The organism is Oscillospiraceae bacterium (assembly GCA_025757685.1).
Lineage (GTDB): Bacteria > Bacillota > Clostridia > Oscillospirales > Acutalibacteraceae > CAG-217.
Genome location: CP107220.1, coordinates 967,294 through 984,224, shown reverse-complemented (window position 1 = coordinate 984,224; position 16,931 = coordinate 967,294). Strand labels below are relative to the sequence as shown.

Annotated in this window: 16 protein-coding genes; 15 read left to right on the top strand and 1 reads right to left on the bottom strand. The window is 54.0% G+C overall.

Annotation, left to right across the window (positions count from 1 at the left end; all coding sequences use genetic code 11):
• Window positions 1–97: 97 nt before the first annotated feature.
• Genes OGM59_04510 through OGM59_04490 form a run of 5 tightly spaced genes read left to right on the top strand, consistent with a single transcriptional unit; the run spans window position 98 to window position 6,610 of the window.
• Entirely contained in the window at window positions 98–2,002 is a 1,905-nt protein-coding gene (locus OGM59_04510) for an ABC-F family ATP-binding cassette domain-containing protein (protein ID UYI91725.1), read from the top strand.
• Window positions 1,999–3,231: an NAD(P)/FAD-dependent oxidoreductase gene (locus OGM59_04505; protein UYI91724.1), complete on the top strand. Its 1,233-nt coding sequence runs from the start codon at window positions 1,999–2,001 to the stop codon at window positions 3,229–3,231. Before OGM59_04510 ends, OGM59_04505 begins: the two co-directional genes overlap by 4 nt.
• A 21-nt stretch (window positions 3,232–3,252) precedes the next feature.
• Window positions 3,253–3,918: a (d)CMP kinase gene (gene cmk / locus OGM59_04500; GenBank protein UYI91723.1), complete on the top strand. Its 666-nt coding sequence runs from the start codon at window positions 3,253–3,255 to the stop codon at window positions 3,916–3,918.
• The gene (locus tag OGM59_04495) at window positions 3,915–4,571 is read left to right on the top strand and encodes a 1-acyl-sn-glycerol-3-phosphate acyltransferase (protein UYI91722.1); all 657 of its coding nucleotides are present in this window, start codon (window positions 3,915–3,917) and stop codon (window positions 4,569–4,571) included. Before cmk ends, OGM59_04495 begins: the two co-directional genes overlap by 4 nt.
• Window positions 4,562–6,610 carry a bifunctional 4-hydroxy-3-methylbut-2-enyl diphosphate reductase/30S ribosomal protein S1 gene (locus OGM59_04490; GenBank protein UYI91721.1) on the top strand — a complete coding sequence of 683 codons (2,049 nt, stop codon included), beginning with the start codon at window positions 4,562–4,564 and terminating at the stop codon, window positions 6,608–6,610. Before OGM59_04495 ends, OGM59_04490 begins: the two co-directional genes overlap by 10 nt.
• A 95-nt stretch (window positions 6,611–6,705) precedes the next feature.
• On the opposite strand, the gene OGM59_04485 is transcribed toward OGM59_04490, so the two are convergent.
• On the bottom strand, window positions 6,706–7,311 hold the full coding sequence (locus tag OGM59_04485) for a DUF4364 family protein (protein UYI91720.1): 606 nt from the start codon (window positions 7,309–7,311) through the stop codon (window positions 6,706–6,708).
• Between the two features lie 158 nt (window positions 7,312–7,469).
• Between OGM59_04485 and OGM59_04480 the strand changes: the two genes are divergently transcribed.
• The 10 genes from OGM59_04480 to groL all read left to right on the top strand — a co-directional run bounded on the left by OGM59_04480 (window position 7,470) and on the right by groL (window position 16,258).
• The gene (locus OGM59_04480) at window positions 7,470–7,670 is read left to right on the top strand and encodes a DUF1858 domain-containing protein (GenBank protein UYI91719.1); all 201 of its coding nucleotides are present in this window, start codon (window positions 7,470–7,472) and stop codon (window positions 7,668–7,670) included.
• Window positions 7,667–8,299, top strand: a complete 633-nt coding sequence (locus OGM59_04475) for a class I SAM-dependent methyltransferase (GenBank protein ID UYI91718.1) — start codon at window positions 7,667–7,669, stop codon at window positions 8,297–8,299. Before OGM59_04480 ends, OGM59_04475 begins: the two co-directional genes overlap by 4 nt.
• Window positions 8,296–9,042 (top strand): Nif3-like dinuclear metal center hexameric protein, encoded by a 747-nt coding sequence (locus tag OGM59_04470; protein ID UYI91717.1) that lies wholly within the window; start codon window positions 8,296–8,298, stop codon window positions 9,040–9,042. The genes OGM59_04475 and OGM59_04470 overlap by 4 nt, the downstream gene beginning before the upstream one ends.
• Window positions 9,043–9,044: 2 nt before the next feature.
• Complete coding sequence (locus OGM59_04465; protein UYI91716.1) at window positions 9,045–10,718, top strand: NFACT family protein; 1,674 nt, start codon at window positions 9,045–9,047, stop codon at window positions 10,716–10,718.
• Between the two features lies 1 nt (window position 10,719).
• Window positions 10,720–11,388 (top strand): 2-C-methyl-D-erythritol 4-phosphate cytidylyltransferase, encoded by a 669-nt coding sequence (gene ispD / locus OGM59_04460; GenBank protein ID UYI91755.1) that lies wholly within the window; start codon window positions 10,720–10,722, stop codon window positions 11,386–11,388.
• Window positions 11,388–11,861: a 2-C-methyl-D-erythritol 2,4-cyclodiphosphate synthase gene (gene ispF / locus OGM59_04455; GenBank protein ID UYI91715.1), complete on the top strand. Its 474-nt coding sequence runs from the start codon at window positions 11,388–11,390 to the stop codon at window positions 11,859–11,861. Before ispD ends, ispF begins: the two co-directional genes overlap by 1 nt.
• Before the next feature lie 30 nt (window positions 11,862–11,891).
• Window positions 11,892–12,788, top strand: a complete 897-nt coding sequence (locus tag OGM59_04450) for a cation diffusion facilitator family transporter (protein UYI91714.1) — start codon at window positions 11,892–11,894, stop codon at window positions 12,786–12,788.
• Entirely contained in the window at window positions 12,781–14,127 is a 1,347-nt protein-coding gene (locus OGM59_04445) for a metallophosphoesterase (protein ID UYI91713.1), read from the top strand. The genes OGM59_04450 and OGM59_04445 overlap by 8 nt, the downstream gene beginning before the upstream one ends.
• Window positions 14,128–14,330: 203 nt before the next feature.
• The gene (locus OGM59_04440) at window positions 14,331–14,603 is read left to right on the top strand and encodes a co-chaperone GroES (GenBank protein UYI91712.1); all 273 of its coding nucleotides are present in this window, start codon (window positions 14,331–14,333) and stop codon (window positions 14,601–14,603) included.
• 14 nt (window positions 14,604–14,617) lie between these two features.
• Window positions 14,618–16,258 (top strand): chaperonin GroEL, encoded by a 1,641-nt coding sequence (gene groL, locus OGM59_04435; protein UYI91711.1) that lies wholly within the window; start codon window positions 14,618–14,620, stop codon window positions 16,256–16,258.
• The last annotated feature ends 673 nt before the right edge of the window (window positions 16,259–16,931 follow it).

Genomic DNA, 16,931 nt, shown 5'->3' with positions numbered 1-16,931 from the left:
ATTTCCTAGATATAATAACAAAAAAGGACTTCACTTTCAAGCCGGGATAGTGTAAAATATGGGCAAATCTATTTTGCAAACCGGGAGGTGGGCGCCTGTGGCCGTTTTAGATGTACAAAACTTAACCTTGTCTTTTGGGGAGCGCACGCTGTTTGCCGGTGTGTCTTTCTCCATCAAAGAGCGGGAGAAAGTGGGCTTTGTTGGCGCCAACGGCGTGGGTAAGACCTCACTGTTTAAGGTGATCTGCGGCGACTACACGCCGGACAGCGGCGGCGCCTTTCTCTCTAAAAATTGCAAGTTGGGCTATATGGAGCAGCACACCTGCTCTGCCGGCAATACCGTGTGGAACGAGTTGGTCAGCGTGTTTGCGCCGTTGATGGAACTGGAGCGCCAGCTGGAAGAAGTGGGCGATCGCCTGCGCAGCGGGCAAGGGGATACAGCGGCGGATATTGCCCTGCAAGACCGTTTGACGGAGCAGTTCCAGCGTGAGGGCGGCCTGACTTATAAATCCATGACACGCTCGGCGCTGCTGGGCCTGGGCTTTACGGAAAAGCAGTTTGATATGTCCACGGACAAGCTGTCCGGCGGACAGAAGTCTAAGTTGATTTTGGCAAAGCTGCTGCTGTCCAAGGCGGATTTTTTGCTGCTGGACGAACCAACCAACCATCTGGATATTCACGCAGTGGAGTGGTTGGAGAGCTTTCTTTCCGATTTTAAGGGTGCCTGCCTGATTGTGTCCCACGATCGCTATTTCCTGGATCGTATTACGGACAAAACCATTGAACTGGAAAATCAAAAGATCCGTTGCTTTAGCGGCAACTACTCCGTTTTTCTGCAAAAAAAAGCGGCGGAGCAAAAGGCCATTGCCGAGAAGTACGACAATGATATGAAAGAAATCGCCCGCCTGGAGGGTATTATTGCCCAGCAGCGGCAGTGGAACCGGGAGAAGAATATCAAAACTGCTGAGAGCAAGGAAAAGGTGATCCAGCGTATTCGTGACCAGCTGGTGGTGCCGGACGCCAAGTTGCAGAAAATCCGCTTTGACTTTACTCCCAAGTGTGTCAGCGGTGAAGATGTGCTCAGCTGCGACGGCTTGTCTAAGTCCTTTGACGGCAAAGCGCTGTTCCGTGATGTGTCCTTTGACATTAAGCGGCAGGAGCGGGTGTTCCTGCTGGGGGATAACGGCTGCGGCAAGACCACGCTGCTCAAAATATTGACCGGTGAATACCCTCGCCAGGACGGCACTTTTCGCTTTGGCAGCAACTTACTCACCGGCTACTTTGACCAGGTGCAGGCCAAGCTGGACCTGACGAAAACGGTGATCGGCGAGGTGTGGGACACCTTCCCTCAAATGACGGAGACCCGCGTGCGCAATGCGTTGGCGGCGTTCCTGTTTAAGGGAGAAGAGGTGTATCGGCCTTTGTCCGTGTGTTCCGGCGGTGAGCGTGCGCGTGTGGCACTGCTGAAGTTGATGCTGGGCGGCTATAACTTCTTGTTGCTGGACGAGCCTACCAACCACTTGGACGCTGCCTCACGGGAAGAACTGGAAAACACGCTGCTTCATTATGACGGCACCATGCTCATTGTGTCCCACGACCGATATTTTATCAATAAGCTGGCAACCCGGGTGCTGGAGCTGACGCCTAACGGGGTGCAAAGCTATACCGGCAACTATGACGACTATATGGCGCATCGTGCGGTCACACAGCAGAGGACAGCTGCCGTCAAAGAAAAACCAAAGACCAATTCTTATAAAGAGCAAAAGGAGCGTGCCTCCCGCCTGCGCAAGCTGCGTACCGCCGTTACCCGGTTGGAAGCGGAAATTGAGGAGACGGAGGCAGAGATTGAAGAACTGCAAGCGCAGCTGTCTGCCGGTGCGGACTATCAGGCGCTGATGGACCTAACCGCCAAGCTGGACGCCGCCACTGCCCGCAGAGACGATCTGTACGCCCGGTGGGAGAATGCAAGCGAGGAACTGGCCGCCGGTGAGGAAGAAGTATGAGTGAACCAAAAATTGTCATCGGCGCCGGTGCTGCCGGGCTGACCGCCGCAGCGGTGTGTGCCGAGAGGGGCAGCCGTGTGCTGCTGATTGAAAAAATGGAGCGCCCCGGGCGCAAACTGCGCATTACCGGCAAAGGGCGCTGCAATGTGACCAATGCTACCTTTGACCTGCAAGGGTTGTTGGAGCATATTCCCACCAACCCGCGGTTTTTGTATTCCGCCTTTTCTAATTTTATGCCTTATGACACCATCGCTCTGATGGAGGACTTGGGCGTGCCCACTAAGATTGAGCGAGGGGAGCGGGTATTCCCGGTATCGGATAACGCAACGGATATTGTAGACGCCTTGGTGCGCCGTGCCAAAAATGCCGGTGTGCAGTTTCTGCAAGGCACGGTAGAGCGGCTGGAGCTGACCGAGGACGGTCGGCGGGTACAGGCGGTGCATTTGACCGATGGTCGCCGCTTGACCTGCCATAGCGTTGCCGTATGTACCGGTGGGTGTAGTTATCCTGCCACCGGCTCTACCGGCGACGGCTATACATTTGCTCGCCAGTGCGGCCACACCATTGTACCCATTCGCCCGGCGTTGGTGCCTCTGGTGTGTGATAATAATTTTATCCCGGAGTTGCAAGGCCTGAGCCTGCGGAATGTTGAGATTCGGGTGACCCAAGGAAACAAGGAAGTCTATACGGATTTCGGCGAAATGCTGTTTACCCACTATGGGGTTAGCGGACCGGTGGTGCTCTCTGCCTCCAGCCATTTGACACAGCCGGAGCGGGGGGTGTATAATCTGCATATTGACTTAAAGCCCGCACTGGCCTTTGATGTGCTGGATCGGCGGGTGCAGCGGGACTTTTCCGCGTTGCAAAATAAAGATTTGATCAACGCCTTGGGCGGGCTGCTGCCCCGGAAGCTGATTCCGGTATTTGTACGCCGCAGCGGGCTGGAACCGGGCAAGAAGGTCAATCAGATCAGTCGGGAGGAGCGCCACGCGTTGGTGCGGCTGATGAAGGACTTTGCTGTGCATATCACCGACTTTCGCCCGGTGGAGGAGGCCATTGTTACCGCCGGAGGCGTAGATGTGCGCCAGGTGTCGCCAAAGACTATGGGCTCTAAGCTGGTGGAAAATTTGTATTTTGCCGGCGAGGTGCTGGATGTGGACGGCTATACCGGCGGGTTCAATTTGCAGATCGCATTTTCCACCGGCACTCTGTGCGGCCAAAACCTGTAATTCTAAAAGGGGGATTTTTTTATGATGATCAATGTTGCCATTGACGGACCTGCCGGCGCAGGCAAGTCCACCATCGCCAAGGCGGCAGCCAAGGCGCTGGGCTATATTTATGTGGACACCGGTGCGCTGTATCGCACGGTGGCGCTGGGCGCGGTGCGCGCCGGCGTCTTGGAGTCGGACGACGGCATTGCTGCGTTGCTGCCAAATTTGCAGGTGGAATTGAAGTTTGTGGACGGCAGCCAGCATGTGTACCTGAACGGAGAAGATGTGTCCGACCTGATTCGCACGCCGGAGATTAGTATGGGTGCATCCAAGGTCAGCGCCGTGCCGGTTGTGCGGGCGTTCCTGTTAGACTTGCAACGAGATTTAGCGAAGAAAAACAATGTAATTATGGATGGTCGGGATATTGCCACCGTGGTGTTGCCCAATGCCCAGGTGAAGATCTTTTTGTCCGCTACGCCGGAGTGTCGCGCGCGTCGCCGGTATAAAGAGTTGGTGGAAAAGGGACAGACGGTGACCTATGAAGAGGTGCTGGCGGATGTGAACCGCCGGGATTACCAGGACAGCCACCGGGAGATCGCCCCGCTGAAACCCTCTGCCGACAGCATTATGGCAGATACCTCGGAGCTGGATTTGCAGCAGTCCACCGACCTAATCATCAATATCATTCGGGAGCATACAAAATGAAAGAATTTGACTACACCCAGGTAAAACATTACAAAACCTATGGCTTCATCAAGACCGTATTTCGCCCGCTGGTGAAGCTTGTGTACAAAATGCGCTTTAAGGGGCTGGAGAATATTCCCAAGGGTCGCACCAACTATATTGTTGCCATCAACCACACCTGCGCGGTTGACCCGGTGTTTGTGGCGTTACCCAAGGAGGTGCCGCCCCTGCATTTTATGGCCAAGGCGGAACTGTTTAAGAATCCCATTGCCGCCTGGTTTATGACCCGGATGTATGCCTTCCCGGTGCGCCGGGGCAAGGGTGATACCTCTGCTATTGACTACGGCGTGAAGATTATAGAGGAAAATCATGTGATGGCCATTTGTCCGGAGGGTCGCCGCATTAAAGACAAGGACGGCGTGCCCCAAAAGGCCAAGGCCGGTGTGGCAGTGATCGCCAAGGCCACAGGCGCCGATGTGCTGCCGGTGGCCATTTGCTGTGACGGCAAAATCAAAGCGGGCAAGCAGGTGACTGTCCGCTACGGTAAGCTGCTGACCCAGGCAGACCTGGGACTGGATCGAGAAGAACTGGGCCCCCACGATATTAAGGACGCTGCCGGCAAGGTGATGGACGCCATTACCGCCCTGTGGGAGGATGAGAGAGCGTGCAAATAAAACTGGCCAAGACCGCCGGCTTCTGCTTTGGCGTCAACCGGGCGGTGGAACTGTTATATGATAAAGTGGAGGCAGGGGAGCAGGTGTGCACCCTTGGCCCCATTATTCATAATGCCCAGCTGGTGGGTGATCTGGCGGCGCGCGGGGTCAAGATCATTGATCGGGTAGAGGACTGTCCGCCCGGGTATCAGATTGTGGTACGCACCCATGGGGTGGACAAGTGTGTGGTGGAGGAAATGGAGACACGCCATTTGCCTTTTACGGATGCTACATGCCCCTTTGTTTTGAAGATTCATCGTATTGTGGGCAGCCAGTCGCCGGACACCACGGTGCTCATTGCCGGAGACGCGGATCACCCGGAAGTGGTTGGTATTCGTTCTTATTGCCCCGGCGCCAGTTATGTGTTTAAAAATGCCGAGGAATTGCAGGAGATCCTAAAAAGTGGTGCAATTTCACCAAACAACCCGATGATTTGCGTTTCTCAGACCACATTTAGCCTAAAAGAATGGAAAAAGTCTGAGAAAATTCTTAAAAAGGTATGTACAAATACCAAAATTTATAGTACAATATGCAATGCTACTTCTGAAAGACAGGAAGAAGCGGCGGCTCTGTCCAGGGAGTGCGACGCGATGCTTGTGATCGGAGGTCGCCATTCATCAAACACCTGTAAGCTGCGAGATGTGTGTGCTGCGAATGCGCCCACCTTTCTGATTGAAACGGCGTCGGAGCTGCGCGGTCTGCATCTTAGTGCCTATGCGGTGGTTGGTGTTACAGCCGGGGCGTCTACGCCGTCGGCAATCATCAAGGAGGTACTCAAAACCATGTCCGAAGAAATTAAAGAAAAGGAAGTTGAAACAACTTCAGCCGCTACTGAAGAAGTTGTGGAGACAGCAGATGCGAATCAGGCCGCTGAGGCTGCTGTCAACACATCTGCTGATGGTGAGGCATCCTCATTCGCAGAAATGCTGGAAGAATCCTTTAGCGAAGATGATAACAGCAAGGTCGTAAAGGGCACTGTTGTAAACATCACACCCACCGAGGTATTCGTTGATGTAACCGGCAGAAAGCAGACCGGTGTGATCGCATTGGCTGATCTTTCCGCAGAGCCGGTGGATAAAGCAGAGGATGTTGTCAAAATCGGCGATGTACTGGACCTCGTCATCATGAAAACATCCGATGAAGAGGGCGTTCTGAAGCTTTCCAAGAAGCTGGTGGACGCATTCAAAGGCTGGGACGAAATCGTTGCAGCACATGAGAACGATGAAGTGCTGGAAGGCACCGTCGTTGCTATCGTAAAGGGCGGTGTTCTGGTAACCGCCAAGGGCACCCGCGTGTTTGTGCCCGCTTCTCTTACCGGCGTACCCCGTGGGCAGGAACTGGATGTGCTCAAGGGCACAACCGTTCGCTTTAAGGTTATTGACCTGAACCCGGCTCGCCGCCGTGCCGTTGGCTCCATTAAGGTGGTAGCCAATGAGGAGAAGAAAGCCCAGCAGGAGGCTCTGTGGGCTACCCTGTCCGAGGGTCAGAAGCTGACCGGTACCGTGAAGTCCCTGACCAGCTACGGCGCGTTCGTAGATATCGGCGGTATTGACGGTATGATTCATATCAGCGAGCTGAGTTGGAACCGCATTAAACACCCCAGTGAGGTGGTTAAGGTTGGCGACACCGTAGAGGTGACCATCAAGAAGCTGGATGACGAGAACAAGAAGATCTCTCTTGGCTTCAAGAAGCTGGAGGACAACCCGTGGGAGATTCTCAAGCGCGATTATCCTGTGGGCACCGTTGTGGATGCTAAGATCGTTGGCCTGGCTGCCTTTGGCGCCTTTGCCAATGTAATCCCCGGTATTGATGGCCTGATCCATATCAGCCAGATCAGCTGGGATCGTGTAAAGACCCCCGGCGATGTGCTGAAGGTGGGCGATGAAGTGAAGTGCGAGATCACGGACATTGACTTTGACAAGAAGCGTGTCAGCCTGTCCATGAAGACTTTGCTGCCCAAGCCGGAAGAGGGCATTCCCGCTCTGTCCGACCAGGACTAATGGATTAAAAAAAGATCCCGCTTGCGGTTGCAGGCGGGATCTTTTGTGCTTGTATTTATAAAAAAGAGCCGCTGATGTCAGCGGCTCTTTTCGCCTCAGTCAATGGGCGGATCCTGTTCCTCACTAAAAAGTGTGTTAATTACCGCTTCATAGACGCGCACCGGATTGGCCTGGAACTTCTCTTTAACTGCCTGGGCCTGTGCCTTGGTGGGCATATAAAGTTTGAGCGCCATAAAGTCCCGGTCAATATCGCTCACATGCAGCGTCACCTGGAAAGCGTTGCCGTCCGGCTCAATATCCACTCGATTCTCTCGCTGATACGTCTCTTTGGCCAGCGCCCGTTGGCAACAGGCAATGCTCTTTTCTCGCATGGTCAGAGGCAGGTCGTTCTCGATCAGTTCCACCGCCGCTTTGCACTGGGGTGTAGCGTACAGCCGGTCGTCTTTTTCTACAATTTGACCGGCGGCTTTCAGCCGGTCAATGGAGTCGCAGATCTCAAAATAATTGGCAATGCAACCGGCAGTCAGCGCGTCGGTAATATTTTTAATGCTTAGGGGCTTTTCAATATTGGCAAGAATGTAGCACACCATAGCAGAAATGGAACTTTTTGCACGCAGGCCGCCGTCCTCAATGCCTGCTGTAAAGGCGTCGAATTGCAGCCCAGGATTGTAAGCGCCGTCTTTTGGATTTAGATTTTGCATAAAATCACCTGATTTATCCATAGAAATAAGGCCATAACTTGAACCGGTGACTATTTTACCACAATCGGCTTGAACTTGCAATTCATTTGTGCTATTATGTCAAAGTAGGTTATACTATATATAGTATAACGGATTTAATACTACCGGAGGACAACAAAATGACGGAAATTACAAAAGATACGGTGATCGGCGATATTTTAGACATTTGCCCGGATGCGGCCCCTTACTTTTTACAGATGGGTATGCACTGCTTGGGCTGCCCTGCATCTCGGGGTGAGACGGTGGAGCAGGCTTGCGCTGTGCATGGCGTAGATACAGACGATCTGCTGGAGCAGATCAATGCTCTGATCCGGAAATGATCGTTTTAACTCCGCGATTGCAGGCTGTGGCGGACATGGTGCCGCCCGGCTGCGCGGTGGCGGATATTGGCTGCGACCACGGCTATGTGAGCGCCTATTTGGTGCAACAGGGGATTGCGTCCCGTGTGGTGGCTGCCGATGTGCGCCCGGGCCCGCTGGGTGCCTGCCGCCGATTGGTAGAAGAACTGGGCTTGACCTTCCAAATTCAAACCCGCCTTTGCAGTGGGCTGACGGATATTGCAGATACCGAGTGCGATGCGGTAATTTTGGCAGGTATGGGCGGAGAACTGATTGCTGAGATCTTGTCCGCCTGCCCGTATATACATAAAAAAACATTGATTTTGCAGCCCATGACCCACCCGGAGGTCGTGCGGCAATTTTTGTATACAAATGGCTTTGAAATTCGCTGCGCCCGGGTGGTGCAGGAGGGACGGCATCATTATTTGGTGCTGCTGGCTGTACCCGGCGGTGCGCCGGAGGGCTATACCCCGGCGGATTTGTATTTGGGCGGAATTACGGATTTTAGCGACAAGGCTTATTTTGAGCAGCTAATCCGCTACCTGCGCAATCGCCAAAAGGGCGGCGTGGATACGGCGGATGTGATCCGCGCCATTGAGGAAAAATTATGACGACTGTTGCAGATATTAACAACTGGATCAATTCTATTGCGCCTTATGACACCATGGAGGAGTGGGACAATTCCGGCTTCTTGGTGGGGGATATGCAGGCGCCTGTGCGCCGTTGCGTGCTGTCCCTGGACGCAACCCTGGCGGTGGTGGACTTTGCCGTGGGTATGGGGGCAGAGCTGCTCTTGACCCACCATCCGCTGATTTTTCACGGACTGAGGCAGGTCTATACCGGCACGCCGGTCAGCGAATTGGTGCAAAACGGCATTGCGCTTATTAGCGCCCACACTTGTTTTGACAAGGCACCCGGCGGTATTGGTGATTGTTTGGCTGCTTTGCTTGGGCTTACGAACCTGACCCATAGCGCCGACGGATTTTTGACCGTTGGCCGCCTGTCCCAGGCTATGAGCGTGGACGATTTTGCCGCTATGGCCGGTGAAGTGCTGGAAAGCGATGGCTTGCGCTATACAGACACGGAGGCGCTGATCGAAACGGTAGCCGTTTGCGGCGGCGCCGGTGGTGAGTTTTGGCGACAGGCGCAACAACTGGCAGACTGCTATCTTACCGGTGAGGTGCGTTACCATGATCTGCTGGAAGCGGCAGAGGCGCAGTACCCGGTACTGGCTGCCGGTCATTATGAGACCGAGTATGCCGCCTTTATGACCTTAAAAGAAAGATTGGAACAGGCGTTCCCGGATGTGGAATTTATTTGTGCACCCCAGAAGAACCCTGTGCTGACGGTGTAAATATGGCTCTGGACGGTATTTTTTTGCACTGCTTGCAACGGGAGATCGCAGACGGTGCGGTGGGGGATCGGGTGGACAAGATCCACCAGCCTACCAAAGAGGAGATCGTGCTGACCCTGCGGGGGCGCAGCGGCGCCAAAAAGTTGCTGCTCAGCTGTCGCCCGGACAGTGCCCGTGTGCATTTTACAGATTATGCGCCGGAGAATCCGGCGAGACCCCCTATGTTTACCATGCTGCTGCGTAAGCTGCTGCAAGGGGCGCGGCTGGACGATGTGACCCAGCCCGGTTTGGAGCGAGTGCTGGAACTGCACTTTACCGGCACCAATGAGCTGGGAGATCTGGTGACCTACCGACTGGTGATCGAGATTTTAAGTCGTTACGCCAACATTTTACTCCTGGACGGCAACGGTAAAATTATAGATTGTATTCGCCGTATGAACGGCGAGACCGGCAACCGGCGGCTGCTGCCCGGGGTGGACTACACTTTACCGCCGCCCCAGGACAAATTGAATATTCTGACCGAGGATTTAGACACCATTATCCATCGGTTGCAAACCTGCGGTGCCACCGGCGCCAAGGCAGTGCAAAGTACCCTTTTGGGTGTGTCGCCCATTATCTGCCGTGAGGTGGAGCATGGGCTGACCTTGGAACAGCTGCGCGCCTATGCGCTGGCGCCGTCGCCCACGGTGGTGCTGGACGGGGTGCCCAAGGACTTTGCCTTTACGCCGATCCATCAATATGGGGATTTGCTGGAATGCCGCAGCTTTGACAGCCCCAGTGCGCTGCTGGACTTCTTTTTTTACGAGCGGGTGCGGCTGGCGCGGATCAAGAGCCGCAGCGCCGATCTGTTTCACCACCTGACCACCCTGCAGGAGCGGGCAGTACGCAAGGCGGAGAATCGGCGGCAGGAGCTGCTGGACTGCGCGGATAAGGACAAGTACCGCATTTACGGCGACCTAATCACCTCCAACCAATATGCGCTGGAGAAGGGCGCGCCTTTTTATGATTTAGAGAATTATTATGAGCCGGGCACGGTGGTGCGTATTCCGGCAGACCTGGCGCTGAGTCCCTCGGCGAACGCCCAAAAATATTATAAAGACTATCGCAAAAAGCAGGTGGCGGAGCAAAAGCTCACCGGCTTTATTGCCCAGGCAGAGGCGGAAGCGGCGTATTTGGACAGTGTGCTGGACGCCTTGAGTCGTTCCTCTACCGATGCGGAGATTTCTGCCATTCGAGCAGAACTGACCGCCGGGGGCTATTTGCGCCATCGGGGCAAGGAGAAGCCGGCCAAGGCGCTGAAGCCGTTGGAATACCAAACGGCGGACGGCTTTCGCATTTTAGTAGGCCGCAACAATGTGATGAACGACAAGCTGACCTTAAAGACGGCAGCGGGAGAGGACTACTGGTTCCATACCCAGGACACGCCCGGCTGTCATGTGGTGCTGGTCACTGCCGGGCGGGCACCGTCGGAGTCGGCGCTCCATGACGCGGCGGTACTGGCTGCCTATAACAGCAAGGCTCGCGCGTCCTCCAATGTACCTGTGGACTATACCCGAGTCAAATATGTAAAGAAACCTGCCGGTGCAAAGCCCGGTCGGGTGATCTACACAGATTATAAAACGATTTTTGTGACCCCCACCCGGGAGGAGACGGAGAGGATGATTCAACTTGGCTAATGTGGCTGTGATCGTGGCTGCCGGTTCCGGCAGTCGTATGCAAAGTGCAAAGAACAAGGTGTTGCTGCCCCTGTGCGGCACGCCGGTGATTGCCCGCACGGTGGCCGCCTTTGCGGATCTGCCCCAGGTGGACGAGGTGCTGGTGGTTTGTCGCCCTGCGGATGTGGACGCTATGTCCGCCCTGTTGCCTCAGGAGAAAGTGAGCTTTGTCTTTGGCGGCAAGACTCGCCAAGAGAGTGTGCAAAATGCAGTAGACACCATTGACGACTGCGATCTGCTGCTGATCCACGATGGTGCCCGACCCCTGGTGACCCGAGACGAGATTTTAGACACCCTGCATCGGGCGGAGGAGACCGGCGCAGCGGCCACCGGCGTATTTGTAAAAGACACGATTAAGGTGATCAATGATGACTACGAGATCACGGATACCCCGGATCGTTCCCAACTGATCGCCATTCAAACGCCCCAGATTTTTCGCTTTGACCTGTACAAGCAGGCAATGGAGAAGGCCAAGACCCAGGGCGGGAATTTTACCGACGATTGCAAGCTGATGGAGAACCTGGGCGTGCCGGTGTCCGTTGTGATCGGCGAGTATACCAATATGAAGATCACCACCCCGGAGGATCTGCCCATGGCAGAGGCAATCTTAAAAGCAAGGGAGGCAGAGTAATGCGTATCGGCCACGGCTATGATGTACATAAACTGGTGGAGGGCCGCCCGCTGATCTTAGGCGGTGTGACCATTCCGTTTGAAAAGGGTCTGCTGGGGCACAGCGATGCGGATGTGTTGCTTCACGCCGTCTCTGATGCCCTGCTGGGCGCGGCGGCGCTGGGTGACATTGGGCACCTGTTTCCGGATACAGATGACCGCTGGAAGGGGGCGGACAGCCTAAAATTGCTGGAAGAAGTGGTGCGGGTACTGGCCGACCGGGGTTATCAAATCGAGAACATAGACGCTACGCTTTTGGCCCAGCGGCCAAAGCTGGCGCCGTATATAGATGAAATGCGGGGCAACATTGCCGATGCCTGCCGGGTGGATATAGCGCAGGTCAGCGTAAAGGCCACCACCGAGGAGGGACTGGGCTTTACCGGCACCGGCGCGGGTATGGCAGCCCACGCTGTGGCGCTGATTGAAAAAGCGTAAGTTGCTGCAAAGAGGGGGAGTATGTCACAGATGATGGAAACAAAGGCACGGATGCGGGCGGCTGTCTTCGGCATCTGCGTCAACCTGTGCCTGTTTATGGTGAAGCTGTATGTGGGTATTTCCACCAACAGTATTTCGATTTATGTAGACTCGCTGAATAACGCGCTGGACAGCGTGGTATGTATCATCGCGCTGGTGGGCTTTTGGCTTTCCGTGCGCACTTCGCCGAAGTACCCGTTCGGGTTAGGTCGGGCGGAGGATCTCACCGGTTTTATCACTGCCGTGGTGATCGTGGGCACCGGCTTTGGCTTCGGTTATGTGTCCTTAGAGCGAACCCTGTACCCGGCGCCGGTGTGGTTTTCGGTTCGCTATGCGGTGATCATTGCGGTAACGGCGGTTGTGAAGCTGCTGCTGGGCGCGTACTATAAGTTTAAGGATCGGCGCCATCCGTCGCCGGTGCTGAAAGGGCTGTTTACGGACAGCGTGCTGGACTTCTTCATCACCTTGTCCACCCTGATCTCCTTTACCCTGACCCGGGTTGCGGGGGTACCGGTGGACGGCTACTTCGGTATTGCCATCAGCGCGGTGTTGCTGATCAGCGGCGCTAAGTCCTGTGTCTCCTCCTTTGCCTGTATTTTGGGCAAGCGAGAGACGGAGAATTGCGACCGTGCCCAGGCATTGCTTACGGCACAACCGGGGGTGACCGGTGTAGCCAATGTGCAGTGCCACCGCTACGGACGGCACCTGGCCTTTACGGCAGATATTACCACGGATCAAATGACGGTAGAAGCAGTGGCGCAGTTACAAGAGGGGCTGCGGGCGCTTTTGCAGACAGAAATGGGTGCGGATTTTACGGCGGCAATCAGCCCCGGCACATCTACTGTCCAAATAGAACAAAACAAAAATGGGGGAGTAACAAATGTCTAACAAAAAAGGGGCTCTTTTGACAGAAGAGCAAAGATTGGAAAAGGCGCTGACCAAAAAGAAGCGCAGGAAGATTGCACTGAAAATTTTTATCGGCTTTTTAGTTATTTTGGCGCTGTTCGTGGGGATCACTACCTTGATCTCCGTAATCGGTGTTCAGTCTAACATCAACAAAGCCCACAACTACGGTTCTGCCGGTTGCGCCCAGCTGGAATACAGCGTAGAGGACAACGGCTATGTGAACATTAAGAGTGACAAGGGACTGAAAGTGATGCAGCTGACGGATGTACATATCGGCGGCGGTTGGATGTCTATTAAAAAGGACGCTATGGCGATCAATACCGTAGCTACAATGATTCGGGTAGAAAAGCCGGACTTCGTGGTAGTCACCGGCGATATTTCTTACCCGGTGCCGTTCCAGGCAGGCACTTTCAATAACAAGTCCGGCGCCAAGATTTTTGCAGAGCTGATGGAAACGCTGGGCGTGTACTGGACTTTGGCTTACGGCAACCATGATACAGAGGCGTACAGCTATTACACGCGCGAGCAACTGACGGACTTTTACCGCAGCGAGCAATACAAGCACTGCCTGCTGCAGCCCGGTCCGGAAGATGTGGACGGCGTGGGCAACCAGGTCATCAACATTGTTAACAGTAACGGCGTGATCACACGCTCTTTAATTACGCTGGACAGTCACTCTTATATTGACGGTGATGTTTTGGGTATTCGTTGGCTGTACGATAATATCCACGAGAATCAGATCAATTGGTACAAGAATGTAGTGCTGGATCTGGCAAAACGGAACCAAGACGCGGCCAAGGCTCTGCCGGCTGCCAAGCAGAAGTCGTATGCAGAACTGGAAAAAGTGGTGCCCACTTCCGTCTTTTTCCATTTCCCCATGGAGGAGTACCGCTTGGCCTGGACTGAGTATGTGGAGAATGATTATAAAGATACGAAGAATGTGAAGTACCGTTACGGCTTGCCCGGTGAGAGCGGCAAAGTGGTGTACTGCGGTATCCACCCGGATCAGCTGTTTGAGACGATGCAGGAGTTGGGTAGCACGGACAGCACCTTCTGCGGCCATGATCATTACAACAACTTCTCCCTGAATTACAAAGGAATCAACTTGACCTACGGCTATTCTATTGACTACCTGGCTTATGTGGGTATTTATAAGCAGGGCACCCAGCGCGGCTGCACCATCTTGGACTACGACAAAAACGGCGGTCTGGACTTCCACCAGGAGAATTATTATCAGGACAAGTACCAGAATGACGCCCGTGAGTCCGTTACCATGCAGGAGATCACCACCTCCGGATTGCCGGTGCTGGACGCGCGATAATGCCTCTTTTGCGCACTGTCGGTTTTTGCCGACGGTGCGTATTTTTTGTTGCTTTTTGACGATTGGATTACGGATTATCGGATTTTTTATGAAGAATTTTGAAATCCTATTGACAAATGGAAAAAACTTGCTAAAATAAATATTAGCACTCGGAAGTGAAGAGTGCTAACATAAAACAAATACTTTTGACGAGGTGAAAAGTTATGACTATTAAACCGCTTGCAGACCGTGTTCTGCTAAAAGCCTGTGAGGCTGAGGAAACCACCGCTTCTGGCATTATTCTGGCAGCTTCTGCACAGGAGAAGCCCGAGGTGTCCGAAGTTGTTGCCGTTGGTCCCGGCACCGACAAACACCCCATGACTGTTGCTGTTGGCGATAAGGTGATTATCGGCAAGTACAGCGGCACCCAGATTAAGGTGGACGGTCAGGAGTACACCATTTCCGAGGTCAAAGACATTTTGGCTGTAGTTGAGTAAGGAGGAGTTCCGTTATGGCAAAAGATATTATTTATGGCGAGGATGCTCGCAAGGCGTTGCAGACCGGTATTGACAAGCTGGCCAATACCGTTAAGATTACCCTTGGCCCCAAGGGCCGCAATGTGGTACTGGATAAGAAGTACGGCGCACCGCTGATCACCAACGACGGTGTGACCATTGCCAAGGAGATTGAGCTGGAGGAGCCTTTTGAGAATATGGGCGCCCAGCTGGTGAAGGAAGTTTCTTCCAAGACCAATGACGATGCCGGTGACGGTACCACCACTGCTACGCTGCTGGCGCAGGCGCTGGTGCGCGAGGGCATGAAGAATGTGGCTGCCGGTGCCAATCCCATGGTTGTGAAGAACGGCATTAAGGCCGCTGTGGACGCTGCTGTGGCCGGCATCCAAAAAGAGAGCAAGGCCGTTAGCGGCAGCGATGATATTGCCCGCGTGGCTACCGTGTCTGCTGCAGATGAGACGGTTGGCAAGCTGATTGCTGAGGCCATGGAAAAGGTATCTGCCGACGGCGTGATCACCGTAGAGGAGTCCAAGACCGCAGAGACCACTTGCGAGGTGGTTGAGGGTATGCAGTTCGATCGTGGCTACATTTCTCCTTATATGGTGACCGATACCGATAAGATGGAAGCTGTGTTGGATGACGCTAAGATTCTCATTACCGATAAGAAGATCAGCACTGTACAGGATATTCTGCCCCTGTTGGAGGCTGTGCTGAAGAACGGCCAGAAGCTGGTAATCATTGCAGAGGATGTAGAGGGCGAGGCCTTGCAGACCATTCTGCTGAACAAGCTGCGCGGCACCTTTACCTGCGTGTGCGTTAAGGCTCCCGGCTTTGGTGATCGCCGCAAGGATATGCTTCAGGATATTGCCGTGCTGACCGGCGGCCAGGTGATTACTTCTGACCTGGGTCTGGAACTGAAGGACGCTACTATGCAGATGCTGGGTACTGCCCGCCAGGTGAAGGTGACCAAGGAGAACACCATTATCGTAGACGGCGCCGGCAACAGCGATGATATTAAAGCGCGTGTGGGTCAGATTCGCACTGCCATTGAGGCTTCTACCTCTGACTTTGATCGGGAGAAGCTGCAAGAGCGCCTGGCAAAGATGGCCGGCGGCGTAGCCGTTGTTAAGGTGGGTGCTGCTACCGAGACAGAGATGAAAGAGAAAAAGCTGCGCATTGAGGATGCTTTGGCTGCTACTAAGGCTGCTGTGGAAGAGGGCATCGTTGCCGGCGGCGGTGTGGCACTGATCAACACCATTCCCGCTGTGGAGAAGCTGCTGGATACCGATGACGCAGACTTTAAGACTGGCGTGAAGATCGTGCTGAAGGCTCTGGAGGAGCCGGTGCGCCAGATCGCTGCAAATGCAGGCCTGGAGGGCAGCGTGATCGTAGACAAGATCATGGCTTCCGGCAAGGCCGGTTACGGCTTCAACTTCGCCACCAATACCTATGGCGATATGATCGAGGCCGGTATTGTGGACCCGGCAAAGGTGACCCGTTCTGCAATTCAGAACGCCGCTTCCGTGGCTTCCATGGTGCTGACTACCGAAAGTTTGGTGACTGACATTAAGGATCCGCAGGCTGACGCTGCAAATGCTGCTGCGATGGCCGCAGCATCTCAGGGCGGCATGTACTAATGCCGCATGAGATGATGCGGCACAAGGCTCCAAATCTTTGATTTGGGAGCAAAGGTCCGGTGGACCTTTGCGTAGCCGCATGGTCGATGTGTTGCGGAAATAACCGCATACCACCGAGAGCAGTGCGGAGAAAGCTTAATCTGCCAGGGCGGCATGTACTAATGCCGCGTGAGATGATGCGGCACAAGGCTCCAAATCTTTGATTTGGGAGCAAAGGTCCGGTGGACCTTTGCGTAGCCGCATGGTTGATGTGTTGCGGAAAGAACTGCATACCACCGAGAGCAGTGCGGAGAAAGCTTAATCTGCCAGGGCGGCATGTACGAATGCCGCATGAGATGATGCGGCACAAGGCTCCAAATCTTTGATTTGGGAGCAAAGGTCCGGTGGACCTTTGCGTAGCCGCATGGTCGATGTGTTGCGGAAATAACCGCATAAATATAGCAAAATTTGGCCGTTGTGCGTATGCACGGCGGCCTTTTTGCGTGATGCTGATCGGTTTTGACGAAACACAGACAGATACGGGTGGTAAAGCAGTCATCAAAATTGAACAAACAGAAATATCTGTACCACTTATCTACAATGTATTGACTTTTGACCCCTTTGGGGGTACTATATATCAGATTTTGGTGCAGTCTGTTTTTTTCTGCCCAAAAAGGAAATCGGAGGTGCAAAT

Bases quoted from the DNA above. Each gene is read 5' to 3' on its own strand.
- OGM59_04505 (UYI91724.1), top strand. From the start codon at position 1,999: ATGAGTGAACCAAAAATTGTCATCGGCGCCGGTGCTGCCGGGCTGACC.
- cmk (UYI91723.1), top strand. From the start codon at position 3,253: ATGATGATCAATGTTGCCATTGACGGACCTGCCGGCGCAGGCAAGTCC.
- OGM59_04495 (UYI91722.1), top strand. From the start codon at position 3,915: ATGAAAGAATTTGACTACACCCAGGTAAAACATTACAAAACCTATGGC.
- OGM59_04485 (UYI91720.1), bottom strand. From the start codon at position 7,311: ATGCAAAATCTAAATCCAAAAGACGGCGCTTACAATCCTGGGCTGCAA.
- OGM59_04480 (UYI91719.1), top strand. From the start codon at position 7,470: ATGACGGAAATTACAAAAGATACGGTGATCGGCGATATTTTAGACATT.
- OGM59_04475 (UYI91718.1), top strand. From the start codon at position 7,667: ATGATCGTTTTAACTCCGCGATTGCAGGCTGTGGCGGACATGGTGCCG.
- OGM59_04470 (UYI91717.1), top strand. From the start codon at position 8,296: ATGACGACTGTTGCAGATATTAACAACTGGATCAATTCTATTGCGCCT.
- OGM59_04465 (UYI91716.1), top strand. From the start codon at position 9,045: ATGGCTCTGGACGGTATTTTTTTGCACTGCTTGCAACGGGAGATCGCA.
- ispF (UYI91715.1), top strand. From the start codon at position 11,388: ATGCGTATCGGCCACGGCTATGATGTACATAAACTGGTGGAGGGCCGC.
- OGM59_04450 (UYI91714.1), top strand. From the start codon at position 11,892: ATGATGGAAACAAAGGCACGGATGCGGGCGGCTGTCTTCGGCATCTGC.
- OGM59_04445 (UYI91713.1), top strand. From the start codon at position 12,781: ATGTCTAACAAAAAAGGGGCTCTTTTGACAGAAGAGCAAAGATTGGAA.
- OGM59_04440 (UYI91712.1), top strand. From the start codon at position 14,331: ATGACTATTAAACCGCTTGCAGACCGTGTTCTGCTAAAAGCCTGTGAG.
- groL (UYI91711.1), top strand. From the start codon at position 14,618: ATGGCAAAAGATATTATTTATGGCGAGGATGCTCGCAAGGCGTTGCAG.